This is a genomic window from Stutzerimonas azotifigens, from assembly GCF_013522725.1.
In the GTDB taxonomy this organism is placed as follows: Bacteria; Pseudomonadota; Gammaproteobacteria; order Pseudomonadales; family Pseudomonadaceae; genus Stutzerimonas; species Stutzerimonas azotifigens_A.
This window is the reverse complement of the sequence record NZ_JAAMRF010000004.1, coordinates 83,619-106,706: the sequence shown is the minus strand read 5'-3', so window position 1 is coordinate 106,706 and position 23,088 is coordinate 83,619. Positions and strand designations below refer to the sequence as shown.

Below are 23,088 nucleotides of genomic sequence, written 5' to 3'. Positions count from 1 at the left end.
AAAAGGCGTCGGGGCTCCGATGGCGCGGCTTCAGGGCGTGGATGCGCGCCCAATCGGGCTGCGCAGCTGTTGTAGAATGCCGCCCACTTTTGTCATGGGAGCTGCGCCTTGCGCGAAATCGTCCTGATCAACATCACCGGGGAAGATCGGCCTGGGCTGACGGCCGCGATCACCGGTGTCCTCGCCCAGGGAGGCGTGAATATCCTCGACATCGGCCAGGCGGTCATCCATGACACGCTGTCGTTCGGCATTCTGGTGGAGATTCCCGATACCGAACGTGCCTCGTCGGTGCTCAAGGATGTGCTGTTCACCGGTTACAAGCTGGACCAGCAGGTGCGCTTCACGCCGGTTGCCGAAGAGGATTACCAGCAATGGGTAGCCGGGCAGGGCAAGCCGCGCCATATCGTCACGCTGCTGACGCGCAAGGTGACCGCCGAGCAGCTGCAGCGGGTCAGTGCGATCACGGCCAAATACGACCTGAATATCGATCACATTGACCGGCTTTCCGGACGCATGCCGCTCGACACACCTGACGAGCAGGGGAAGGGTTGCATCGAATTCTCGGTGCGCGGCGAGCCTGCCGATACCGCGGCGTTGCGCGCCGAGTTCCTCAGCGTGGCCCAGGAGCTGAACGTCGACATCGCCTTCCAGCGCGACTCGGTGTTTCGCCGCAATCGGCGCCTGGCGGTTTTCGATATGGACTCCACGCTGATCGAGGCGGAAGTCATCGACGAGCTGGCCAAGGCCGCCGGGGTCGGTGTGCAGGTCGTGGAAATCACCGAGCGAGCGATGCGCGGCGAGCTGGATTTCCGCTCGAGCTTCAAGGAGCGCCTGGCGCTGCTCAAGGGCTTGCCCGAGTCGGCGCTCGAGGAGGTTGGCGCCACGCTGCGCCTGACCGAGGGGGCCGAGGTGCTGTTTGCCGAGCTCAAGCGCCTTGGCTACAAGACGGCAATCCTCTCTGGCGGCTTCACCTATTTCGCCAAGCAACTGCAGGCGCGGCTCGGCATCGATTACGTGTTCGCCAACGAGCTGCAGATCGAGGATGGCTGCCTGACTGGCGTGGCGGTGGAGCCGATCGTCGATGCGCAGCGCAAGGCCGATCTGTTGCGCGAATTGGCCGAGCGCGAGGGCCTGCGGCTGGAGCAGACGATTGCGGTCGGCGACGGCGCCAACGACCTGCCGATGCTCGGTATCGCCGGGCTGGGCGTGGCCTTCCGGGCCAAGCCGCTGGTCAAGCAGTCCGCCAAGCAGGCGATCTCGACGCTGGGACTGGACGGAATCCTGTATCTGCTGGGCTTCAGGGATCGGGACGGCACGGAATAAAGGCAGCCGGAAGCTAGAAGCTCTGGGCTGTGTCGGTCCAAGGCTCCCCTTCCAGCTTCCGGCTACAAGCTTTCAGCTCTTTACGGCTTGATCGCTACCTTCAACACCCCGTCGCGCTGGTTGGCGAACAGGTCGTAGCCCTCCACGATGTCGTCCAGCGCGTACTGGTGGGTCACCAGTGGGCCGAGGTCGACGCGGCCGGAGGCCACCACGTTGAGCAGGCGGCGCATGCGTTCCTTGCCGCCGGGGCACAGCGACGTGACGATCTTGTTGTCGCCGAGGCCGGAGTGGAAGGCGCTCAGCGGAATGGTCAGATCGCTGGAATAGACGCCCAGGCTCGACAGCGTGCCGCCCGGCTTGAGCACCCGCAGCGCGTTCTCGAAGGTCGATTGCAGGCCCAGTGCCTCGATCGACGCATCGGCGCCGCGTCCGCCGGTGAGCTTGAGCACCTCGTCGACCACGTCGACGTTCCTGAAATTCAAGGTGACATCGGCGCCCATCCGCCGGGCGATGTCCAGCCGCGCATCGACGCCGTCCACCGCGATGATGGTGCCGGCGCCGCGCAGCCTGGCGCCGGCCGTGGCGCAGAGCCCGATCGGCCCCTGGGCGAAGATCACCACGATGTCGCCGATCCTGATGTTGGCCGCCTCGGCGCCGGCGAAGCCGGTGGACATGATGTCCGGGCACATCAGTACCTGTTCGTCGGTCAGGCCATCGGGTACTGGCGCCAGGTTGGCCTGGGCGTCGGGCACCAGCACGTACTCGGCCTGGGTGCCGTCGATGCTGTTGCCGAAGCGCCAGCCGCCCATGGGCTTGTAGCCATGGCAGGCACAGCCGCCGTCCTGCGAGGCGAGCCCGTCCTGGCAGGCGTAGGAGGTGAAGCTCGGGCAGATAGCGCCGGCGATCACGCGCTGTCCTTCCTCGTAGCCACTGACGTTGCTGCCGAGCTTCTCGATGACGCCCACCGGCTCGTGGCCGATGGTCAGGCCGGGCGCCACTGCGTATTCACCCTTGAGAATGTGCACGTCGGTGCCGCAGATGGTGGTCGTGGTGATGCGCAGCAAGGCGTCGTTGGGGCCGATCTCGGGGATGGGCTTGTCGTGCAGTTCGATGCGGCCCGGTTCGACGAACACGGCCGCTTTCATCATGGTCATGGTGCGGACTCCTCTTCGAAAGAAAGGCGTCCGGATACTCTAGTCCAGCGGGGGCCGACAGATGAGCCCGGTCAGCAGCCGGGCGGATCGGTGCAAGGCGGGACCCGGCGGGTCACTCCTCGCCGGACGAGAAGTCGTAGTCCATCGACTGACTGGGGCCCTGTAGGTAGTGGCCCTGGATATAGTTGACGCCCGCCTGCCAGAGCGTCGCCAGCATGCTGGCGCTTTCGACATAGGGCACGATGCTCAGCTTGGACTGCTCGTGCAGCGTGGCGAGCATGGCTTTCAGCGCTTCCTGACTCTCGGGTCGCGACAGATCCTGGGTGAAGGAGCCATCGATCTTCACGTAGTCGACGCTCAGGTGCTTCAAGGTGTTGAACGGGTTCAGCGCGCAGCCGAACTGACTCAGCGCCGCCTTGCAGTGCAGTTGCGCAAGGCCCTGGGTCAGCGCCTTGGCCTGCTTCAGATAGGCGATGGCGTCCGGCTCACTGAGCTGTACGACCAGCGAATCGGATGCAAGGCGGGCTGCTTTCAGCGCCACGCTCAGCCAGGGCAGCAGTGTGTGGTCCTGGACGCTGGCGCTGGTCAGGTGAACGAAAAGCCGCGTGCTGTGCCCCTTGGAGCGGTGCTCGGCCAGCAACTTGATCGAATTGAGCAGCACCCAACGGTCGATTTTCGTTGCCAGGCCGGCGTCCTTCGCGGCTGCGAGAAACTCCGTGGGCGGCACTTCCTCGCCCTGCGGGCTGAGTAGCCGCAGCAGCACTTCGTAATGCTCGTGCGTGTCGCCCCGCAGGCTGATCACCGGCTGGAACAGCAGGCGGAACTGGTTGTTCTCGAGTGCCTGCTGAACCATGGCCACGAGATTCCCGCGGTTGGCGGCCGCGGCCAGTTCGTCGGCGGGGTTGTAGATCTTCAGCGCGTTCCCGTCATTGAGTTCGTCTGCGCAGCGATGTGCGCGATCGACGACTTCCTGCGCCTTGGCGGTCTTCTCGTCGAGGCCGGCTACGCCGATGGTGAGGGTGGTCTGCACCGTACGCCTGCCGATTTCGAACAGGTGCCCTTCGACCTTGCGCAGCAGTGCGGTCAACTCGGGTTCGGCCTGTTGCGGCGTCACGCCGTGTTGCAGCGCTGCGAAAACGTCATCGCCGAAGCGTGCCAGTTGCACGCTCTCACCGAAATGCGCACGCAGCATGTTGGCGATATCGGTCAGCAGCAGGTCCGAGTCTGCCAGGCCTATCTCGGCCAGCAGACTGGCGAAGCGATCGACCCGGATGTAGGCCAGGCAGGAGGACTGCCCGGCATTGACGGCGCGTTCGACGGCGCTGTCCATCAACTCCAGGAAATAGCTGCGGTTGTACAGGCCGGTGACCAGATCCTGGCTGCTGATTTCGCGCAGCTTCTCTTCAAGCTCGGCGTTGTCGACTTCGGCGCGGATCACCACCTGGATGCAAGGCTCGCCGTCATAGGCGGCTGGGGAGAAGTGCATGCGCGACTTGAAGTTGCCGCCGTCGGCGCGTACGCCGCCACAGCTCAGCTCGGCGCTGCCCTCGATGCTCTGGTAGTTCTTGAGGAAATCCTTGAAGTTGACCTGGTCGCACGAGGCGATCAGATCGATCATCGGCATTCCTTCCAGCTCCTCGACGTCTTCGTAAGCAAACAGTTCGAGGTAGGCGCGGTTGGCGTAGATATGCATGCCGTCATGAACATAGGCGATCGCATCGACCGAACTGTCCAGCAACAGCTGGCAACGCTTCTCTGCCTCGCGCAGCGCGACCTCGGCAGCCCTGCGCGCGCGTCGCTCTTCCAGGTTGCTCAACTCGCGATTGGCCACCAGCACCAGGCGCTCGTCTTCACCCTGGGGCAATGCATCCTGGGCGCCGAGCATCAGCGCTTCGGTGATCAGGTCGGTGTCGTTGCTCTCGAGCAGCTGGATGAACGGGATGTCCTTTGCCTGACGCCGGATCGCGTTGAGCGCATCGCTCGGGGGCAGGTTGTCGCTATGGGGTGCGCTGATCAGGAGGTCCCAGCTTTGCAGCAGGGCATCGGCCAGGTCATCGTTGGACGTCAGCCGATGCACGCGGGTGGCGCGTCCGGCGTTGCGGAACAGGCTGACCAGGCGCTCGGCTTCGTTCTGCGAATCCTCGAGAATCAACAGGCGGATGGTTTTTTTTTCCAGGGACATGGCAACAGCAGCTTAGATAGCGCCGAACGAACGCGAACAGGCGGGAACAAGGGAGGCCTCGAATCTACAGTGACTTCCAGAGCGAGTCAAAATCTTCCTCCCCGCCAGGCTTCTGGTTCTGCTGGGCTGTGATCGGATTCTCCTGCCTGGCCTCAGCCTGTCCGACGATGCGGTATTCGAACTGGCTGTAGCTGCCCGTGCTGGTCTGTCGCCGGCTGAGCAGAGCACGATGCTCTTCGCCCTGTTGGTTGATCTGCACCTTGTGGCCTTCCTGGAATGGAAGGCGCGGTGTGATCAGGGTCGCCGGCCGCGAGATGGCGCTGATCTCGGGCAATAGCAGGGCGCGCAGGTAGTGGCTGCCCTGATCGGCCTTGCGTACCAGTTGCAGGCCGCATGGCTGAGCGTGCGGTGCGACCAGTTCGATACCCATCTGCGTGCCGCCGCCGCGCACTTGGCGGATCCAGCGCACCACGGCGACGCTCCAGCCCTGGCTACCGGGATCCTGAAGGCCGAGCAGTTCGCCCGCCTGAAGTTGGCTCGGCACTTCCTTCGGCCACGACAGGCAATAGCCGCCGGGGCTGTGGTTGATGATCTGCAGCGGGTAGGTGGCAAAGCTGCTTTCGCCGGTCGATGCCTGAGCTTTTTCAGCCGTCGCGGAGGAGGGAGTGAACTCGATTTCCTCGTAGGGGACTACGCCTTCCCAAGTAGAGCTCTGGGCATCAAATGCGTTGGCCCAAATGTCCGGCGCTCCGTTCTGCAGCTTGAACGTGGCCGTCTTGGGCGCTTGCGGACTCTTGAGCAGGTCGTTGAACGAGCGTTCCCCCGCCAGATAGTAATGCAGCGGACTCATGCCTATGCAGAGGGTCAGCTTGCCCTGGCCGGGCGTGCGCTGGAAGGTGCGCTCGGAAATGTCTCCCCAGGCGGCGCCCAGGTGCTGCAGCAGGTCGATGCTGATCCCTTCCGGGACCAGTAGCTTCGGTGTGGATTTTTCCGGATCGTCCAGGCGTTGCTTGATGGCGTCCACCAACGGCTGAGGGTCGATACCCAGCAGGCTCGGCAATTCATTGGTCTGAAAAAGAGAGCGGTAGCGTGGCGGACCATCGACCAGAGGCGACAAGGCGAACAGGCTGCGCGGGTCGCTCGCCAACTGCAGGTTGACCAGCGAGCTCCAGGGTTCGAGCACCTCGGACAAGCGGGCAATGCTTTGCTGGCGCATCTGATTGCAGCGTGCACACCCTAAAAGCAGGGCCACGATGTAGCTCTGTTCGACGCTCATGCCCTGTGTATGGTGTGCAAGGTCGTCACGCACGACGCTGCGGTGAACGTCTCGTTCGCAAGCTATCTCGTAAAGTTGATGCATCTCCAGCCATAGCCCTTCGGGTACCGGGCAGTACAACTGGTTGGCTCGGATCAGCGGGCCGCGGAGGCTATGCATTGCTCGCTGCAAGGCAATCGTCAGCAGGGGCTGTCGCTCTTTCCTTTGTGTCGTCGAAGCGACTCGCGCGACGATCAGCTTGTAGCCGCCGGCCAGGTGATTCTGCAGCGCCTGGCACAGACTGGCGACTTTGCGGGGCCGCTCGTCGAGCACGATGGGTTGATTAAGGAAATGTTTTTCCAGCTGCTTGCAGACGAAGTGCACTTCCGGACGAAGCAGCTCCAGCAATTGCAGCCGGTTGTCCGAGGGGGTGAGCAGCTGGTTGAACTCGAGCAATGCCTGGTACAGCTGTCGCGCGGTCTCGCCAATGTTGGCCTTCGGCAGGTGGGCGATCCAGCGCTTCATGTCGCGCACAGTCGGATCGCAAAAAGACAGTGCCTGCCGGGTGGGCGTCGATACGCGCAACAGGAGGTGATGGCTCTGTCTATCCAAACTTGAAAACTCCACGGCGTACAGCCTGCCTGCTCATTGGTTTAAGACTCTAGCAGCTACTCGCCGCGCTGACAGCTCCTAGATGATGTCAATAAGCTACTACAAGCTCGCGGTCGTTTCCTATCACGTCACTGCCCTGGTTCGATACTCGATGATGGCTCATCGGTCACTGGCGGCGCGTAATCGGGGTTCTTGACCTGACCCAGACCTTCGCCCATGGCTACCGGGCTCAGGGCGGCGAGCCCTTCGGCCCAGCGTACTTGCTCGGGGCCGAACAGGAGAATGACCGTCGATCCGAGCTTGAAACGACCCATTTCTGCGCCCTTTTCGAGGTGGATCGGCGCACGCGCCGTCTCGTCGTAGCGGAAGGTCTTGAGGCTGCGCTTGGGCGGCGTCACCAGGCCTGCCCAGACCGTCTCGATGCTGGCGACGATCATGGCGCCGACCAGCACCATCGCCATCGGCCCGCGCTCGGTCTCGAACAGGCAAACCACCCGTTCGTTGCGGGCAAACAGTTCCGGGACGCCCTCGGTGGTCACCGTGTTGACCGAAAAGATCCGGCCGGGAACGTAGATCATTTCGCGCAGAGTGCCGGACAGCGGCATGTGCACACGGTGGTAATCCTTGGGCGACAGGTAGATGGTGGCGAAGTCACCGCCCATGAATGGCGCTGCCCGTTCGGCGTCTCCTCCCAGCAGTTCCATCACGCTGTAGCTGTGGCCCTTGGCCTGGAAAATACGGCCCTGCTCGATGAGGCCGAGCTGGCTGACGGCACCGTCGCACGGGTTGAGGATGGCGCCCGGCGTCGGGTCGAGTGGGCGCGCGCCATCCTTGAGGGCGCGGGTGAAGAAGGCATTGAAGTGCTCGAAACGCGTCGGGTCTTCGATCAGCGCTTCACGCATATCCACCTTGAAGTGGCGGATGAACAGTTTGATGAAGGTGTTCTTCACCCAGGGCAGTCGGCATTCGGCCAGGCAACCGGCGGCACGCGAGATGAGGTGATGGGGGAGCAGGTACTGGCTGATAACGAACAAGCGGTCTTTCATGGAAGGCCTTTTCATTGCTGAATTGGTGTGTCTGGCAGGTTGCCCCATTCGCCCCAGGAACCGGCGTATCCCTTGATCCTCGGGTAGCCCAGCGCCTTGGCGAGCAGATAGGTCAAACCCGAGCGGTGATGCGTCTGGCAATGGGTGATGATTTCCTTGTCCGGGGTGATGCCCAGTGCGATGAGCTGCTCGGCAATGTCTTCGCGGATGCGTAGCGCGCGCGCGCTGTCCATTGCGGCGGTCCACTCGAAGTTGATCGCCCCGGGAATGTGGCCAGCACGCGCGGCAAGTACCCGCTCGCCACGGTATTCGCCAGGTGAGCGGGCATCCCAGATCACCACGTCATCGGCGCCCAGGCGGCTCTCGATATATTCACGGGTGGCAATGGGGGTATTGTCGAGCTCCAGTTCGACGCGTTTGTTGACCGGCACCGGAGTCTCATGCGTCAGCGGGCGCTGCTCGGTGATCCAGGCAGTGAGGCCGCCGTTGAGGTAGTGATAGGCGTGGTGGCCGATGACATCGAGCAACCAGGCGAAGCGCCCGGCCCAGCCGCCGCCTTCATCGTCATAGACGACATAGACGGCATCGGCGCGGTGGCCGAGCTCGCCGAACAGTGCTTCGAGCTGTGCCTTGGGCGGCAGCAGGCCCGGCGCTGGCGGTTGGCCCAGTTGAGTCTGCTTGGGATCGACGAAGCGGGCGCCTGGTAGATGCCCTTCGGCATAGCGGGCGGCGCTGGTCAGATCGACCAGTATGAGTTCTGGCGCAGTGAGGCGCTCGGCGAGGTCCGCAGGTTCGATGACCAGCGGCAAGTTGGAGAAGGCGGACACGGCAGACCCCTGAAAATCGCCAAAAGCGCAGTGTAGCGAAAAAGATCAGCGCACGCGTTTGCTGAAACTGCCTAATGCCCGCTCCAGGCATTGCGCGGTTTTCTCGAATGCCTGCAGGGCGGTGTCGGTGAATGGCTCGCCGTTTTGGTCGGCCACCACCAGCACGCTGACGCGACCGTTCGTGCCGATCGAACGCAGCAATAGGTTCTCCGTCGAAAAGCGCTCCTTCAGGGCACCGGGCAATAGCGCCGAGTATTGCGCCGCGTTATCGGACTTCAGGCGCAGCAGGGCGGGCTTTTCCAACAGTTTGCGTAGCAGCGGGCTTTGCGTCGGGTCGAGCGTGAGCCCGGCGGCAGTCTTGTCCAGAGTCTCCTGCTGCGTCACCAGGCGACTCTGTGTGCGGTCGGCCAGGAACAGCAGCACGCGTTGCATCCCGGCAGCGGTGAAGGCCTGGCGGGCAGTGGTGGTCAGTTGCAGGGCGTTGCTGAAGGCGCTCGGCTCGCGTAGAAGCTGCGCGCAGTGCGTGCGCCAACGGTCCATCGCACTCGCGTCCGGCACTTTGGGCTTGGGCTTTGCAGGCGCCTGCTGGAAACGGCTGTCCCATGGCATCAACAGGCCCTGCGCGGGATGCCAGGTGCCCGGTATCGGGTAACTGCGCGCGCTCTGCGCGGCCTGCTGGTGGATGAGTTGCTGCACCGTCGCCAAGGGCAGCTGCAAATAAAGGCCGGTCAGTCGTTGCCAGCGCAGGCTGTGGATGCCGCTCCAGCTGTGGTGGGCCGACAAGGCCAGGCCGTTGGCCAGCACGATCGTGTTGCTGGGCAGGGTGAGCCAGCGTCGCAGGTCGGGATCGGCATCCAGCATCTGCTGCTGGTGCAGCGGATGCTCATTGTCGCGTGCGATGTGCAGGGCCTTGATCAGGCGGCGGCGGTCACCGCTCAGCAGGTGGTAGCCCTGAACGATCCACTCGGGTAGGCGCCAGTGCTCGGCAACCGCCAGACACAATTCGAGCAGGCTGACGCCGAGCAACTCCTGCTCGACGCGTGTAGCCGGCTCGCCGCCTGCCAGCACGCGGTGCTCCCAGCTTTCGAAGAGCGCCGGATAGGCGGCCGCCAGCGTCCAGATTGGAGACAGGAAAAGCAGGCTGCCCCAGTGGATGTCCTGCCAGAGCCGGGCCAGTCGGGCGGCGAACAGGCCGTTGGCCTGCTGGCTGGCGTGTTGGCTGATCACCACTATCTGGCGCAAGCTCGCGGGAATCTGTGCCGGCTCCAGTGCCGGGATGCGCGCAAGCACCGCCTCGGTGCGTTTGAGGCCGATGCGGCTGAGGGCTACCTCCAGGCTCTCGGCGGCTTCGCTCAGGCTGTTGACGCTGCGATTGGCTTCGCGCAGTACGCTCAGGGCCAATACCGGGCTTGCCTGGATCAGATCGGCAATCTCGCGCAGCGAACGGCTGCTGTCACCGAGCGCATGACGTACGCGAGCGTGAGAGCCCGCCAGCGCCGGCAGTTGGACACGGTCGAGTACTTTGATCCAGCCGGGAATCGAGCGAGGCGGGGGTGCGGAATCGGTCATGAGCGGAGCCAAACTGGTTTTTCGCCGGGATGGCCTTTAGTCTGGCGCAAAAGTTCCGATAACCAGAATAATTCTTTCAATCCCGCCCTCTTGCTCGGTCGTTAATAGGCGGCGCGCTGTCATGCGCCGGGTTTTGTGGTCCGCTAATCAGGTTTTAGAAGTACCTCTTATGGCAAAAATCATTGGCATCATTGTCGTCTTCGCCAGCGTGCTAGGCGGGTTCGTGCTCTCCGGCGGGAAGATCGGCGCGCTGATCCACCCCTTCGAGATCATGATCATCGGCGGCGCCGCGCTGGGCGGTTTCCTGCAGGCTAACCCGGGCAGCACCACCATGCTGGTGCTGAAGAAGTCGCTGAGCATGTTCAGCTCCCGCTTCACCCACAAGTTCTACCTCGAAGTGCTCGGGATGCTCTACGAGGTCCTCAACAAGAGCCGGCGCGAAGGCATGATGGCGATCGAGGCCGATATCGAGGACCCGGCGGCCAGCCCGATTTTCAGCAAGTACCCCAGCGTGCTCAAGGATCAGCGGATGACGGCATTCACCGCCGACTACCTGCGCATCATGGCCTCGGGCAACATGGCGCCCCACGAGCTGGAAGGCTTGTTCGACATGGAGTTGAACAGCATCAAGGAAGATCTCGAGCACCCCGCCCATGCGGTGGCGAAGGTTGCCGACGGACTGCCGGCAATGGGTATCGTCGCGGCGGTGCTGGGTATCGTGATCACCATGTCGATCCTGGCCGATGCCAGCAACGCCGAGATCGGCGAAAAGGTGGCGACCGCGCTGGTCGGTACCTTCCTCGGTATCCTGGCTTCCTACGGCTTCTTCGGCCCGTTGGCCGGCGCGCTGGAGCATGACGCCAAGGAGGAATTGAACGTTTACGAGTCGATCAAGGCGACGCTGGTCGCTTCGGCCTCCGGCATGCCGCCGACCCTGGCCGTGGAGTTCGGTCGAAAGGTCCTGTTCCCGGCCCATCGCCCGAGCTTCGTCGAGCTCGAGCAGACCATGCGTGGCAGCTAAGAGCCGATCATGGACAACAACCAACCGATAATCATCAAGCGGGTCAAGAAGACCGCTGGGGGCCATCACGGCGGTGCCTGGAAGATTGCCTTTGCCGACTTCGCCACGGCGATGATGGCGTTCTTCCTGGTGATGTGGCTGATGAGTTCGGCGACGCCCGAGCAGAAGAAACTCATCTCCGGTTACTTCCAGGACCCGATCGGTTTCAGCGAAAGCGCGAGCCCCTATGTAATCGACCTTGGCGGCACGCCGACGCCGTCGCCGGAAAAGACCCTCAACCCCGAGGTGCAGGAGCACCCCGTCGAGACCGATGTCGCTCCGATCGACGCGGCGCAGGTGGAAACCTTGTCCGAGCAACTCGAGCGCGAACGCCTCGATCTGCTGCTGCAGGAGCTGCAGAACAAGGTCGACGAGAACCCGGAGCTCAAGCGTTTCAAGGACCAGATCCTGTTCGAGATTACCAAGGACGGTCTGCGCATCCAGATCATGGACGCCGACAATCGGCCCATGTTCGCCCTTGGCAGCGCGCAACTGCAGCCGTACTTCGAAGATATCCTGCTGGCCATGGCCGAGACGATCAGCGCCGTGCCAAACAAGATCAGCGTCAGCGGGCACACCGACGCCAAGCCCTTCGCCGGGCGTGGGGATTTCGGCAACTGGGAACTGTCGGCCAACCGCGCCAATGCCGCGCGACGCGCACTGGTCTATGGCGGTTACCCCGACGCACAGATTGCGCGTGTGGTGGGCTACGCCTCGTCGGCGTTGTTCGACCGGCAGAATCCGCTCAATCCGGTCAATCGGCGAATCGATATTCTGGTGTTGACGAAGAGGGCGCAGCGGTCGATCGAGGGCGAGCAGCCAGCCGGTGGCGAGCAGCCACCTCAGACGCCTCCGCCATCCTCGGCCACCCCCGGGTCGGTTTCGCCCGTCGAAGGTGAGCCGATGCAGCCGCGCGAATTGCGCGAGAAGCTGAACATCTTCGAAAGTGGCGTGCTCGGCTTTGATGAGCCGGAGGGCTAGGGCAAGGCTGCCTAGCCGTTAGTATTCCGGCTCCGGCAGGCTGCTGAGGATATGCCGGTAACTGGCCATCCGCTGTGGCTGGATGCGGCCTTCTTCGAGCGCCTTCAAGAGTGCGCAACCCGGCTCGCGGTCGTGTTTGCAGTCACGAAAGCGGCAATGTCCGAGCAGGTCGCGGAACTCGATGAAACCCGCTTCGACGTCGTCGCGGCTGACGTGGCCGAGGCCGAATTCTCGAATGCCGGGCGAATCGATCAGCTCCCCGCCGCCGGGAAAGTGGAACAGCCGGGCGGTGGTGGTGGTGTGGGTGCCTTTGCCGGTCAGCTCCGAGAGCCGCCCGACCCGGGTATCGACCCCAGGCAGCAACGTGTTGACCAGCGATGACTTGCCCACCCCTGACTGGCCGACGAAGACGCTCACCTGGCCGTTGAGTCGCTCTTTGAGCTGGTCCATGCCGAGGCCCTGACGCGCCGACACTTCCAGCAATGGATAGCCGAGCGTGCGGTACACAGCCAGCAGCGCCTCGAGCGGCGCCTGGTTCTGCTCATCGACCAGATCGGCTTTGTTCAGCAGAAGCAGCGGTTGGATGCCGGCATGTTCGGCGGCGATCAGGTAGCGGTCGATCAGGTTCGCATGGGGTTCGGGCAGCGGTGCGAAGACGATCACGATCAGGTCGACGTTGGCGGCCACTGGCTTGAGCTGGCCGCGGCTGTCCGGTCGGCACAGCTCGGTCTGGCGTGGCAGTTGCGCGACGATGACGCCGATGCCCTGGTTGCCCGCACGCCAGACCACCCGGTCGCCGGTCACCAGGGCCGGCAGGTTGGCCCGCAGGTGGCAGCGGAACACGTTGCCGGCCAGCTCGCCGTCCTGGGCTTCGACTTCGACCTGGACGCCAAAATGCGCGATCACCAGGCCGGTCTGTTCCGGACCCAGGTCGCCGCCTTCGAGTTCTTCGAGCGCTTTCGACTCACGTCGCGCCGCTCGGGACGCACGTTCTTCCTGGATTTTCTCGATACGCCAGCTTTGCCGGCGGCTCAGGTGCCGTTTGGCCATGGGGTGCGCTTATGGAATGATGGATGCCGAGTTTAGCACGCGGCCCTACCACAGCCGGTGCCGCCGACTGCGCGGGGTGAGGTTAAACTGACGACTCGCTCCGATCGATGACGCCCATGCCGATCCGCTCTTCCTATCCCGCCCTGCGTGCCTTGCTCGCCCATCTGCTCGCTCTCGGCCTGACCTGGCTGGCGCTGTTGGCGGCGCGGCAGCTTCAGTGGCCGCTCGGCATGCTCGGCGCCGCCTGGCTGCAAGGGGTTCTGGCTGCAGTCATCGGCCAGTGCCTGGGGCTGTCGCGCTGGTGGCTGGCGATCAATCTGCTGTTCGTGCCGAGCCTGGTCGGGCTGTTCTGGTACGCGATACCGCCATGGTTGCCCCTGAGTGGTTTCCTGTTGCTGCTGTTGCTGAACTGGAACGCGTTCGGCGAACGTGTGCCGCTTTATCTCACGGGCACGGGTACCGAGCAGCGTCTGCGTTCCCGGCTTGCCGAGCTGTCTGCCGATTTTCGTCTGATCGACCTGGGCAGTGGGCTGGCCGGAACGCTGGTGCGCCTGTCGCGCGCCTATCCGGCGGCAACCTTTGTCGGCGTCGAAACGGCGCCGCTGACCTTCGTGCTGTCCTGGTTGCGCTGCCTGCCGCGGCGCAATTGCCGGGTGCGTTTCGTCAGCCTGTGGCGTGTCGATCTTGGCGCGTACGACGTGGTGTACTGCTTCCTGTCTCCTGCGCCGATGCCTGCCCTGTGGGACAAGGCGCGTGCCGAAATGAAGCCCTCGGCGCTGCTGATTTCCAACACCTTCGCCATCCCCGGCGTCGAGCCGCTCGAGGCGCTGTCGCTCAATGACTGGCGTCATTCGCGGCTGCTGATCTGGCGTCCGGCCGCCGGGGCCTGACGGCCCGAGGGGTAACTGGCTAAACTGCACATCCGAGCCAAGGAGCCCCGCCATGCAAAACCCACAGAACCTGATCTGGATCGACCTGGAAATGACCGGTCTGGATCCGGACAACGATGTCATCATCGAGATGGCGACCATCGTGACCGACAGTGACCTCAACGTCCTGGCCGAAGGGCCGGTAATCGCGGTTCATCAGAGTGACGAGGTGCTGGGCGCGATGGATGAGTGGAATACCCGTCAGCACGGCGGTTCGGGATTGACGCAGCGGGTCAGGGAAAGCCGCATCGACGCCGCCCAGGCCGAGGCGATGACCCTGGCGTTTCTGGAGCAATGGGTGCCGGCGCGTGTTTCGCCGATCTGCGGCAACAGCATCTGCCAGGACCGGCGCTTTCTTTATCGCCACATGCCCAGGCTCGAAGCCTATTTCCATTACCGCAACCTGGACGTGTCGACGCTCAAGGAGCTTGCCGCGCGCTGGGCGCCGCACGTACGCGATGGCGTGAAGAAGAGCAGCTCGCATCTGGCGATGGACGACATCCGCGACTCGATCGCCGAGCTGCGCCACTATCGCGAGCATTTCATCAAGATCTGACGTCTGCGGTTACTGACCGAGTTTTCTCAGCTCGTCGGACTCTACGATCCTGACGCCGTTGCCCTGCTCGAGGGCAAGCCGCCAAAGTGCCCAGGCCAGGGCGCAGGCGTCGATGCCGCGATACTTGCCCGGCAGCAATTGCGTGAGCGGCCCAGCAAGCTGCTCGCTCAGGCGCGGCTCGATGCGCGTGCCAAGCAGGTGCGAAGGCCGCGCGATAGTCAGTTGGGGCCAGTCTTGGGCAATCAGGTCGCGTTCGACCTCGCCCTTGACTCTGGTGTAGAAAAAACGCGAATCCACGTCCGCACCCAGCGAACTGATCACCAGCAGATGTCGGGCGCCCAGCTCCCGTGCGCGCTGCGCGAAGGCGACAATCAGGTCATGGTCGATGGCGTGAAAGGCCTCTTCGCTGCCGGCCTGCTTGATCGTGGTGCCCAGGCAGCAGAAGGCGGTATCGATGTCCCCGGACAGCTGTGGCAACAGCGCCTCCAGTTCGCCGACCGGGTTTTCCAGGCGTGGATGCTCGGCCAGAGGGCGGCGGGTGGGCGCCAACACGCACTCCACCGTGGGCTCGTTGAGCAGTCGGTCCAACAGATGCTCGCCGGTGAGGCCTGTGGCGCCGGCAAGCAGAATGCGCTGGGGCGTCAGATACATAGCGTGCTCCCTCTCTGTTCAGTCATCCGAGTGGGCGGGCTGGGTGTCCTGTAGCCTGCGCCAGTGGGCAAGTACCCCTTCGGGGGCCCAGAGCTGGGGTTCCGATGGCTGATACTGCTCAGCCTGTTCCTGTTCGGCAACATGGGCTTTCGCCAGTTCGAAGGCCTCGGCCAGATCGTCCGTGCGGGTCAGTGCCTCGGCGAACAGCGCGCGGCCGAAATAGGTGAAATCGCTCTCTTCCGAACAGCCGAAGGAAACCCGGTCGGCTCGAGCGGCGGTCATCACCAGGGTATGCGCATTCTTGAGCGGCTCGATGAAACCGCCCGAATAGCAGGCCGAGATAATCACGACCTTGTTGCGATCTGCCAGCGGTTGCAATAGCTGGGCAAGATCGGCCGCCGGCAGGTTATCCAGCGTCAGACGCGGCTGGTCGATGGCCAGTTGGTGATCCGCCGAGCCGTGGCTGGTGAAATAGAAGAACAGCAGGTCCTCCGGCCCGCTGGCCTTGGCAAGGGCCTCGATTGCCCGGCGAAGGTTCTCCCGGGTCGCCAGGGGGCGGTCGGCGAGGTGGTCGCGGTGGTTGACCAGCGTGATCTGTCCGCGGGCGCGGTAGCGTTCGCTCAGTAGTCGGCTGACGAAATCGGCCTCGCGCAGGAACACGCTCTGCTGGCCGTCGCCGGCGAAGGTCAGGCTGTAGAGTTCGGCAGCAGGTGTCGAGGCGGGCAGGGCTTGGAGCGCTTCGTCGAGCAGGCGGCCCTGATTCAGCAGGCCGATTTCCAGAGGATCGGCCAGCGGCTGGCCCTGCTCATCACTGACGCGACGGCCGCCGCGCCAGTTTCCCGATTCGCTGCGCCCGTCGGCCAGCACGCGTTCGCCCTTGCCGTGGAACTGACCGTAGCGAAAGCCGCCCTGGTAATGGCTGCCATCGGGAAAGTCGAGGCGGCCTTGGCCGTGGTAGCGCCAGCCGCGAAAGCCGCCTTCGTAGCGGCTGCCGTCGCTGCCGATGTGCTGGCCTTGTCCGGTCAGTTCACCCTCGCTGAAGGTGCCGCTCCAGATATCGCCGCTGGCGCTTTCGTAGCGTCCCTGGCCATCCATGCGGTCATTGGCGAAGCCGCCTTCGTAGCGTTCGCCGTCGCCGGAGCTGAAGCTGCCTTGGCCGTCGAGCACGCCATTGACGAAGTGTCCCTGGTAGGTGTCCGTACCCTCGCGGCGCATGCCTTCGCCGTGTGGCTGGCCGTTGGCGAACTGGCCTTCGTATACCTGTCCGTCGGGATAGGTCAGGCGGCCCTGCCCATGGTAGCGGTCACGCAAAAAGTCGCCTTCGTAGCGCATGCCGCCCTGGCTGAAGACACCTTTGCCTTCCATCCGGCCGAGGCGGAACTGCCCTTCGTAGACGGCGCCCTCGGCGTAGCGGAAGACCCCGACACCCTCGAACAGTCCGGCGGAGAACTCTCCTTCGTAGCGGTCGCCGCTGGGTCCCTCCCAGATCCCTGGCCCGCTCAACTGGCCGGCCTTGAAGCTCCCGCTGTAGAAGCTGCCGTTGGCGTAATCGATACGCCCTTCGCCTTGCAGTAGGCCGCCGACAAGCTCGCCTCGGTAGCGCCCGCCGTCGGGCAGCCGGGCATCGGGCGGGATCAGGGGTTCGCCCTCGCCGCAGGCGGCGAGGAGCAGGGCAAGTGTGAAGGACAGCAGGCGGCGCATACGGGCTCTCGGCGTTCGGGTGCCAGCAGTATGCCGCAAAGCGGCTTTGTCGATATCAGCCGGAGCGTTGCACTCAGACGAAGCAGAGTGCCAGGGTCTCGGCGATGTAGGCCGGCTTGTCGCCGCCCTCGATCTCCATCTCGACGCGCGCTTTCAGGAGCCACTGGCCGGGGTTCTTCTCGTAGGCGTCGAGCAGCGTCACGTTCAGGCGCACCCGCGATCCGACCTTGACCGGCTGAATGAAGCGCACGCTGTCGAGCCCGTAGTTGATGCCCATCTTCGTGCCTTCTGGGCGCACCAGCAGGTCCCCCATCAGCATGGGGATCAGCGAGAGAGAGAGAAAGCCGTGGGCGATGGTGGTGCCGAAGGGAGTGAGCTTGGCCTTTTCCGGGTCAACATGGATGAACTGGTGGTCGCCTGTGCAATCGGCGAAGCGGTCGATGCGATCCTGGTCGATGGTCAACCACTCGGACCGGCCGAGGTCCTTGCCTATATAGTCCTTTAGTTCTGTAACGGGAACTTGCGGCATGCGTCCTCCTGAAGAGGTCTTGTTATGGGGGTTCGGTAGATCAGCATGCGCTTTGCAGAGGGTCAACCAAGCATGGCCGTGGCGAATGACCTGCCATAGCGTGCTGTCGAGGGTGGCAACTGGGCGATACCGGTATGCCCTTTATAATGCCCGCCCACTTTTTGAGGAGGCTTCCGATGTTGCTACGTGGCCTGACCTGGCTGGTCCTGTTTCAGTTGCTGGGTACGGCGATCAACGTGCTGTTTCTGTCCATCCTGCCGGGGCCGATCGTCGGGCTGCTGCTGTTGTTCGTGACCTTGCTGGTGCGTGGTAGCGCCGGCCAATCGTTGCAGCTCGCGGCGAGCAGCCTGCTGCGTTATCTGCCGCTATTGCTGGTACCGCCAGCGGTCGGTGTGATGGCCTATACCGGAGCGATCGTGCGGGACTTTTGGGCGATCGTCGGCGTGCTGGTGTTGTCGCTGGTGATCTCGCTGGTGTTCACCGGCTGGTTGATGCAGGCCCTGATCCGGCGCCAGCAGCGCCGTCGGGAGGTCGCATGACATTGCAATGGCAGGCTGCGTGGCAAGCGGTGGTTCATCATCCGCTGTTCGCGGTGGCAATCACCCTGGCGGTGTATCAGTTGGCCTGCGCCGCCTATGAGAAAACCCGGTGGGTATTCCTGCAGCCGGTGCTGGTGTCGATGGTGCTGGTGATCGGTGTGCTGCTGGCGTGCGGTATCGAATACACCGAATATGCCGCGAGTGCCCAGTGGCTGACCGTGCTGCTCGGGCCGGCGACCGTGGCCCTGGCGGTGCCGCTCTATCTGAATTTGCGGCGGATTCGCGAGCTGTTCTCTCCGATCATGCTGACCTTGCTCATCGGTGGAGCGAGCGCGACGGCCTTGGGCATGGCCCTGGCCTGGGCGTTCGGCACTGAGCGTCTGATGCTGATGACCTTGGCGCCCAAGTCGGTGACCTCGCCCATCGCCATGCTGGTGGCTGGGCAGATCGGCGGCATCGCTGCGCTGGCGGCGGTCTTCGTGATGATCACCGGCGTGCTGGGCGCCATCCTCGGGCCGGAACTGTTACGCCGCTTTGGTGTTCAGCATCCTGCGGCCCGCGGCATGGCGCTGGGGTTGAGTGCGCATGCGGTCGGCACGGCCCAGGCGTTGCAGGAGAGTGAGGAGTGCGGTGCCTTTGCGGCCCTTGCGATGAGCCTGATGGGCGTGATGACTGCGGTGCTGTTGCCGTTGGCTGTCAGCCTGTTGTTGTAATGGAGCCTGTCATGACGCTACCCCTGTTTCCCCTTGATACGGTGCTTTTCCCCGGCTGCAAGCTCGACCTGCAGCTGTTCGAGGCGCGCTACCTGGATATGGTCAGTCGCTGCATGAAGGAAGGCCACGGCTTTGGCGTGGTCAGCATCGTCGAGGGCAAGGAGGTGGGCGAGGCGGCCTCATCGTTCTCCACCTTCGGCTGCGAGGCATTGATTCGTGACTGGCAGCAGCGCCCCAATGGGCTGCTGGGCATTCGGGTCGAGGGCGGGCGACGTTTCAAGGTGCTCAGCGCAGAGGTACAGCGCGACCAGCTCACCGTCGCCGAGGTCGAGTGGCTCGAGCCGGAGCAGGAGCTGCCGCTACAGGCCGAGCACGCCGATCTGGTCGCGTTGCTCGAGGCGCTGGGTCAGCACCCGCTGGTCGAGGCGCTCGGCATGGGCGGAACGGTGGCCGGCCAGCGGGCTCTGGCGAGCCAGCTGGCTTACCTGTTACCGTTTCAGCCCGATCAAAAGCTGCACCTGCTGCAACTGGGCGAGCCGCAGGTGCAGCTCGATCTGATCCAGTCGTTTCTCGAACAGCTGCAGGATGGTGGCGACTGAGCCGTCATTCGTAGCGATACAGCTCGAAGGCGCCGGACAAGGCCCACAGGGCATAGGCGCCGAGCATGGCCAGGCAGGCCGGCATCAGGATCCACCAGACCTTCGGCCGCAGCGCGCTAAGCGGAGCACGCCACTGGCTGAGCGCCAGCGCGGCTGCGCAGAACGTCGCTGCCAGCAAGGCGCCGCCGATCACGTCGGTCGGCCAGTGCACCCCCAGATAAACGCGCGAAAGGGCGATTGCCGTGGCCGGCAGGCTGGCAAGCAGCAGCCAGGTCAGGCGCATTCGTGGGGGCTGCTCACGCCCCGCGAGCAGCCCGAGCACGAGGAAGAACGCAAAGCTGGCCGAGGCGTGACCCGAGGGGAAGCTGTAGGAACTCAGCGGCTCGAGAATCACCTCCGGGCGCATTCGGGCAAAGGACGCTTTCAGTGTGCCATTGGCCAGTGCCGTACCGAGCAGCGCGATGATCGCGAACAGCGCCGCGCGCCATTGACGCAGCACCAGCAGCAGCGAGCAGAGCAGTACCCCGGCCAGCAACTGAGCGCGAAAATCGCCAAAGCGGGTCACCACCACCATAAAACGATCCAAGCCGAGGCTGCGTTCGCCCTGGATCACCGCCAGCAGGCCCTCGTCGAACTCCTTGAAGTGCGGCCACGCGAGAAACAGCGCGAGCAACGCGCAGCCGCTGAGCAGCGCGGCCAGTCGGCTGGTCGAGCGCAGCCGATACAGGCTGCCGTGTACGGTCACGCCGATCACCAGCAGCAGGCCGCCGACGATGATCGCCGCCTCGCTCCAGAAACCCTCCGGCAGTGGCAGGCGAAACGCAGCGCCTGCCGTCCAGCCGGGCAGCAGATAGGCCATCGCCCAGCCGGCCGACGCCAGCAGGCTGACCAGCAGGAAGCGACCGAAAGGCATGTCCAGCATGCCCGCGGTCATCGGCAGCATCGGCCGTAGCGGGCCGATGAAGCGCCCCACGAGCAGGCTCGCCACCCCGTAGCGCTGGAAGTAGCCTTCGGCCCGCAGCAGCCATTCGGGGTGGTTGCGCAGGGGGCGGATCTTACGGATGTTCTGGTGATAGCGTCGGCCCAGGGCATAGGAGATCAGATCGCCCAGCAGGCCTCCGATATAGCCCAGCAGCAGCGTTTCGCCCAGGCCCAGCGCGCCACTTCCCGCCAGCATGGCGATGGCGAACAGCAGGACGGTTCCGGGGACGAGCAGGCCGACAATGGCCAGGCATTCGACGCAGGCGGCGATCAGCAGGGCAAGACCGAGCCAGTGCGGTTGGGCGCCCAGCCAGCCGGTGAGTGTTTCGAGCCACTGGCCCATGCACGTTTCCTTGTTCGGCGGTGCAGCTTCGACCCGGTCGGGCTGTCGTGGTTTCAGTCAGGCGACAGCCCGTCGCCTGCGAGCTATGCCCTTGCAGTATCCCCGCATCCAGGATATTTCGCCCATCCGGCGAGCGCCGCTGTGCGTGGCTTGGCGCGACGGTTATAATCAGCGGCTTTCCCTCCAGCCAGGCCAGCTCCACCATGACCGAGTCCGTACTCGACTACATGACCCGCTTGGGTCGCGCGGCGCGCGAGGCGTCGCGGGTACTCGCACGAGCCAGCACCGCCCAGAAGAATCGCGCCCTGCAGGCCGCCGCGGCGGCCCTGGATGCGGCGCGCCCGGAATTGGCCGCGGCCAACGCGCGCGACCTGGAGGCGGGCCGGGCCAGCGGGCTGGGCGCGGCCATGCTCGATCGCCTGGCGCTGACGCCGGCGCGGGTGGACGACATGATCGAAGGCCTGCGCCAGGTCGCCACGTTGCCCGACCCGATCGGCGAGATCCGCGACATGCGCTTTCTGCCCTCCGGAATTCAGGTCGGCAAGATGCGCGTGCCGCTGGGCGTGGTGGGCATCATCTACGAGTCGCGACCCAACGTGACCATCGACGCCGCCAGCCTTTGCCTGAAGTCTGGCAACGCCACCATCCTGCGTGGCGGTTCGGAGGCGATTCATTCCAACCAGGCGATCGCCCGCTGCATCGGCCTCGGTCTGGCCGAAGCCGGGCTGCCGGAAGCGGCGGTGCAAGTGGTCGAGACCACCGATCGAGCGGCGGTCGGTGCGCTGATCAGCATGCCGGACTATGTCGATGTGATCGTCCCGCGCGGCGGCAAGGGGTTGATCGAACGCATCAGTCGCGAAGCGCGGGTTCCGGTGATCAAGCACCTTGACGGCATCTGCCACGTCTATGTCGATCAGGCGGCGGATGTGGGCAAGGCCATCCGTATCGCCGACAACGCCAAGACCCAGCGCTTCGCCCCGTGCAACACCATGGAAACGCTGCTGGTGCACCAGGCGATGGCCGCGAAGGTGCTGCCGCCGCTGGCCGACATCTATCGCCAGAAGGGTGTCGAGCTGCGCGGTTGCCCGCGGACCTGCGAGCTGCTCGGCAGCGATGCGCTGGCCGCCAGCGAGGAAGACTGGTCCACCGAATACAACGCGCCGATCCTGTCGATTCGCCTCGTCGATTCACTGGACGAGGCCATCGAGCACATCAACCGCTACGGTTCGCAGCACACCGATGCGATCGTGACCGAGCACTTCAGCGATGCGCGCCGCTTTCTCACCGAAGTCGATTCGAGTTCGGTGATGGTCAACGCCTCGACCCGTTTTGCCGACGGCTTCGAGTACGGGCTGGGCGCCGAGATCGGCATCTCCACCGACAAGCTGCACGCCCGTGGCCCGGTCGGCCTCGAAGGACTGACCAGCGAAAAATATGTGGTCTTCGGCGACGGTCACATCCGTACCTGATGGGACGGCGAATTGGTGTCCTGGGAGGGACCTTCGACCCGGTACACATCGGCCATCTGCGCGGCGCGCTGGAGGTTGCCGAGCAGTTCGCTCTGGACGAGCTGCGCCTGATTCCCAATTCGCAGCCGCCGCACCGGGGTGTGCCCAGCAGCAGTGCCGCCGATCGTCTGGCGATGGTGCAGTGCGCGGTAGCCGACCTGCCGCCGCTGACGGTGGATGCGCGCGAGTTGGGGCGGGACCGGCCGTCCTACACCATCGACACGCTGGAATCGCTGCGTGCCGAGCTGTCGGCGGACGACAGGCTGTACCTGCTGCTCGGCTGGGATGCCTTCTGCGGTCTGCCGGGTTGGCGGCGCTGGGAAGAGTTGCTCGAGCACTGCCATATCCTGGTATTGCAGCGTCCGGATGCGGACATGGAGGCCCCCGAAGCGCTGCGCGACCTGCTCGCCGGCCGCAGCGTCAGCGATCCCCAGGCGTTGTTGGGCAGCAGTGGACAGATCGCCTTCGTCTGGCAAACGCCGCTGGAAGTGTCCGCCACGCAGATTCGCCAGCTTCTCGCCAGTGGCAGGTCGGTCCGATTCCTGGTCCCCGACGCCGTACTGGCCTATATCAATGCGCACGGACTGTACCGTGCGCCGAACTGAGGTTGTTTTCACGTTATGCAAAATGAATCCCTGGTCCAGCTGGCAATCGCCGCGCTGGAAGATCTGAAGGCTCAGGACATCGTAAACATCGATGTTCGCGGCAAGACCAGCGTGACCGATTTCATGGTCATCGCCAGCGGCACCTCGAGCCGTCACGTCAAATCCCTGGCCGAGAACGTGCTCGAAAAGGTCAAGGAGCAGGGCGTACGGCCCTTGGGTAGCGAAGGCCTGGACGGTGGCGAGTGGGCATTGCTAGACCTCGGCGACGTGGTGGTTCACGTGATGCAGGTCCCGACCCGCCAGTTCTACGACCTCGAGCGCCTGTGGCAGGGCGCCGAGCAGAGCCGTGCGCAGCATCTGGGCGATCCGGAGTAA

The 23,088-nt window shown here is 64.2% G+C and carries 22 protein-coding genes; 11 read left to right on the top strand and 11 right to left on the bottom strand.

The features are described 5' to 3' along the window. The first annotated feature begins 108 nt into the window (after positions 1-108). Positions 109-1,323, top strand: a complete 1,215-nt coding sequence (gene serB / locus G7026_RS09165) for a phosphoserine phosphatase SerB (protein WP_181070467.1) — start codon at positions 109-111, stop codon at positions 1,321-1,323. Between the two features lie 80 nt (positions 1,324-1,403). Here serB and G7026_RS09160 read toward each other — a convergent pair whose 3' ends face one another. The 6 genes from G7026_RS09160 to G7026_RS09135 form a co-directional block, all read right to left on the bottom strand. Then, entirely contained in the window at positions 1,404-2,477 is a 1,074-nt protein-coding gene (locus tag G7026_RS09160; protein ID WP_181070466.1) for an NAD(P)-dependent alcohol dehydrogenase, read from the bottom strand. Positions 2,478-2,589: 112 nt separating this feature from the next. Further along, positions 2,590-4,659 (bottom strand): EAL domain-containing response regulator, encoded by a 2,070-nt coding sequence (locus G7026_RS09155; RefSeq protein WP_181070465.1) that lies wholly within the window; start codon positions 4,657-4,659, stop codon positions 2,590-2,592. Between the two features lie 64 nt (positions 4,660-4,723). Beyond that, positions 4,724-6,526, bottom strand: a complete 1,803-nt coding sequence (locus G7026_RS09150; protein WP_181070464.1) for a molecular chaperone — start codon at positions 6,524-6,526, stop codon at positions 4,724-4,726. 128 nt (positions 6,527-6,654) lie between these two features. Next, on the bottom strand, positions 6,655-7,572 hold the full coding sequence (gene asd, locus G7026_RS09145) for an archaetidylserine decarboxylase (protein ID WP_181070463.1): 918 nt from the start codon (positions 7,570-7,572) through the stop codon (positions 6,655-6,657). 11 nt (positions 7,573-7,583) lie between these two features. Further along, positions 7,584-8,399, bottom strand: coding sequence for a rhodanese-like domain-containing protein (locus tag G7026_RS09140; RefSeq protein WP_181070462.1), 816 nt, complete (start codon positions 8,397-8,399; stop codon positions 7,584-7,586). A 45-nt stretch (positions 8,400-8,444) separates the two neighbouring features. Further along, positions 8,445-9,968, bottom strand: a complete 1,524-nt coding sequence (locus tag G7026_RS09135) for an HDOD domain-containing protein (RefSeq protein ID WP_181070461.1) — start codon at positions 9,966-9,968, stop codon at positions 8,445-8,447. A gap of 169 nt (positions 9,969-10,137) precedes the next feature. On the opposite strand from G7026_RS09135, the gene motA reads away from it, so the two are divergent. Then, entirely contained in the window at positions 10,138-10,989 is an 852-nt protein-coding gene (motA, locus tag G7026_RS09130; protein ID WP_181070460.1) for a flagellar motor stator protein MotA, read from the top strand. 9 nt (positions 10,990-10,998) lie between these two features. Continuing rightward, positions 10,999-12,009: a flagellar motor protein MotB gene (gene motB, locus G7026_RS09125; RefSeq protein ID WP_181070459.1), complete on the top strand. Its 1,011-nt coding sequence runs from the start codon at positions 10,999-11,001 to the stop codon at positions 12,007-12,009. A gap of 18 nt (positions 12,010-12,027) precedes the next feature. On the opposite strand, the gene rsgA is transcribed toward motB, so the two are convergent. Then, a complete protein-coding gene (gene rsgA, locus G7026_RS09120; protein ID WP_181070458.1) occupies positions 12,028-13,059 on the bottom strand; it encodes a small ribosomal subunit biogenesis GTPase RsgA in 1,032 nt (343 codons plus the stop codon). A 116-nt stretch (positions 13,060-13,175) separates the two neighbouring features. Between rsgA and G7026_RS09115 the strand changes: the two genes are divergently transcribed. Next, positions 13,176-13,949, top strand: coding sequence for a class I SAM-dependent methyltransferase (locus tag G7026_RS09115; protein WP_181070457.1), 774 nt, complete (start codon positions 13,176-13,178; stop codon positions 13,947-13,949). Positions 13,950-14,001: 52 nt separating this feature from the next. Beyond that, complete coding sequence (orn, locus tag G7026_RS09110) at positions 14,002-14,544, top strand: oligoribonuclease (RefSeq protein ID WP_181070456.1); 543 nt, start codon at positions 14,002-14,004, stop codon at positions 14,542-14,544. 9 nt (positions 14,545-14,553) lie between these two features. On the opposite strand, the gene G7026_RS09105 is transcribed toward orn, so the two are convergent. From G7026_RS09105 to G7026_RS09095, 3 genes are all read right to left on the bottom strand, one after another. Then, positions 14,554-15,195, bottom strand: a complete 642-nt coding sequence (locus G7026_RS09105) for an oxidoreductase (RefSeq protein ID WP_181070455.1) — start codon at positions 15,193-15,195, stop codon at positions 14,554-14,556. Between the two features lie 18 nt (positions 15,196-15,213). Then, positions 15,214-16,896, bottom strand: coding sequence for a C13 family peptidase (locus G7026_RS09100; protein WP_181070454.1), 1,683 nt, complete (start codon positions 16,894-16,896; stop codon positions 15,214-15,216). Positions 16,897-16,969: 73 nt separating this feature from the next. Continuing rightward, entirely contained in the window at positions 16,970-17,425 is a 456-nt protein-coding gene (locus tag G7026_RS09095) for a MaoC family dehydratase (protein ID WP_181070453.1), read from the bottom strand. A gap of 176 nt (positions 17,426-17,601) precedes the next feature. On the opposite strand from G7026_RS09095, the gene G7026_RS09090 reads away from it, so the two are divergent. The 3 genes from G7026_RS09090 to G7026_RS09080 are packed head-to-tail and all read left to right on the top strand — an operon-like array spanning position 17,602 to position 19,276. Then, complete coding sequence (locus G7026_RS09090; RefSeq protein ID WP_181070452.1) at positions 17,602-17,964, top strand: CidA/LrgA family protein; 363 nt, start codon at positions 17,602-17,604, stop codon at positions 17,962-17,964. Between the two features lie 2 nt (positions 17,965-17,966). Next, on the top strand, positions 17,967-18,677 hold the full coding sequence (locus G7026_RS09085) for an LrgB family protein (protein WP_181070772.1): 711 nt from the start codon (positions 17,967-17,969) through the stop codon (positions 18,675-18,677). Positions 18,678-18,688: 11 nt separating this feature from the next. Further along, positions 18,689-19,276 carry an LON peptidase substrate-binding domain-containing protein gene (locus G7026_RS09080; protein ID WP_181070451.1) on the top strand — a complete coding sequence of 196 codons (588 nt, stop codon included), beginning with the start codon at positions 18,689-18,691 and terminating at the stop codon, positions 19,274-19,276. A 4-nt stretch (positions 19,277-19,280) separates the two neighbouring features. Here G7026_RS09080 and G7026_RS09075 read toward each other — a convergent pair whose 3' ends face one another. Next, positions 19,281-20,600, bottom strand: coding sequence for a bifunctional DedA family/phosphatase PAP2 family protein (locus G7026_RS09075; protein WP_181070450.1), 1,320 nt, complete (start codon positions 20,598-20,600; stop codon positions 19,281-19,283). Positions 20,601-20,803: 203 nt separating this feature from the next. Between G7026_RS09075 and G7026_RS09070 the strand changes: the two genes are divergently transcribed. The 3 genes from G7026_RS09070 to rsfS are packed head-to-tail and all read left to right on the top strand — an operon-like array spanning position 20,804 to position 23,088. Then, positions 20,804-22,069, top strand: a complete 1,266-nt coding sequence (locus G7026_RS09070; RefSeq protein ID WP_181070449.1) for a glutamate-5-semialdehyde dehydrogenase — start codon at positions 20,804-20,806, stop codon at positions 22,067-22,069. Beyond that, positions 22,069-22,713, top strand: a complete 645-nt coding sequence (nadD, locus tag G7026_RS09065; protein WP_181070448.1) for a nicotinate-nucleotide adenylyltransferase — start codon at positions 22,069-22,071, stop codon at positions 22,711-22,713. Before G7026_RS09070 ends, nadD begins: the two co-directional genes overlap by 1 nt. A gap of 15 nt (positions 22,714-22,728) precedes the next feature. Further along, positions 22,729-23,088 (top strand): ribosome silencing factor, encoded by a 360-nt coding sequence (rsfS, locus tag G7026_RS09060; protein ID WP_181070447.1) that lies wholly within the window; start codon positions 22,729-22,731, stop codon positions 23,086-23,088.

Excerpts from the sequence above, each read along its gene's own strand:
- motB (WP_181070459.1), top strand. The coding sequence starts at position 10,999 with ATGGACAACAACCAACCGATAATCATCAAGCGGGTCAAGAAGACCGCT.
- G7026_RS09080 (WP_181070451.1), top strand. The coding sequence starts at position 18,689 with ATGACGCTACCCCTGTTTCCCCTTGATACGGTGCTTTTCCCCGGCTGC.
- G7026_RS09095 (WP_181070453.1), bottom strand. The coding sequence starts at position 17,425 with ATGCCGCAAGTTCCCGTTACAGAACTAAAGGACTATATAGGCAAGGAC.
- G7026_RS09155 (WP_181070465.1), bottom strand. The coding sequence starts at position 4,659 with ATGTCCCTGGAAAAAAAAACCATCCGCCTGTTGATTCTCGAGGATTCG.
- G7026_RS09090 (WP_181070452.1), top strand. The coding sequence starts at position 17,602 with ATGTTGCTACGTGGCCTGACCTGGCTGGTCCTGTTTCAGTTGCTGGGT.
- G7026_RS09100 (WP_181070454.1), bottom strand. The coding sequence starts at position 16,896 with ATGCGCCGCCTGCTGTCCTTCACACTTGCCCTGCTCCTCGCCGCCTGC.
- rsgA (WP_181070458.1), bottom strand. The coding sequence starts at position 13,059 with ATGGCCAAACGGCACCTGAGCCGCCGGCAAAGCTGGCGTATCGAGAAA.
- motA (WP_181070460.1), top strand. The coding sequence starts at position 10,138 with ATGGCAAAAATCATTGGCATCATTGTCGTCTTCGCCAGCGTGCTAGGC.
- G7026_RS09160 (WP_181070466.1), bottom strand. The coding sequence starts at position 2,477 with ATGACCATGATGAAAGCGGCCGTGTTCGTCGAACCGGGCCGCATCGAA.
- G7026_RS09105 (WP_181070455.1), bottom strand. The coding sequence starts at position 15,195 with ATGTATCTGACGCCCCAGCGCATTCTGCTTGCCGGCGCCACAGGCCTC.
- G7026_RS09075 (WP_181070450.1), bottom strand. The coding sequence starts at position 20,600 with ATGGGCCAGTGGCTCGAAACACTCACCGGCTGGCTGGGCGCCCAACCG.
- asd (WP_181070463.1), bottom strand. The coding sequence starts at position 7,572 with ATGAAAGACCGCTTGTTCGTTATCAGCCAGTACCTGCTCCCCCATCAC.
- G7026_RS09135 (WP_181070461.1), bottom strand. The coding sequence starts at position 9,968 with ATGACCGATTCCGCACCCCCGCCTCGCTCGATTCCCGGCTGGATCAAA.
- G7026_RS09115 (WP_181070457.1), top strand. The coding sequence starts at position 13,176 with ATGCCGATCCGCTCTTCCTATCCCGCCCTGCGTGCCTTGCTCGCCCAT.
- orn (WP_181070456.1), top strand. The coding sequence starts at position 14,002 with ATGCAAAACCCACAGAACCTGATCTGGATCGACCTGGAAATGACCGGT.
- rsfS (WP_181070447.1), top strand. The coding sequence starts at position 22,729 with ATGCAAAATGAATCCCTGGTCCAGCTGGCAATCGCCGCGCTGGAAGAT.
- nadD (WP_181070448.1), top strand. The coding sequence starts at position 22,069 with ATGGGACGGCGAATTGGTGTCCTGGGAGGGACCTTCGACCCGGTACAC.
- G7026_RS09070 (WP_181070449.1), top strand. The coding sequence starts at position 20,804 with ATGACCGAGTCCGTACTCGACTACATGACCCGCTTGGGTCGCGCGGCG.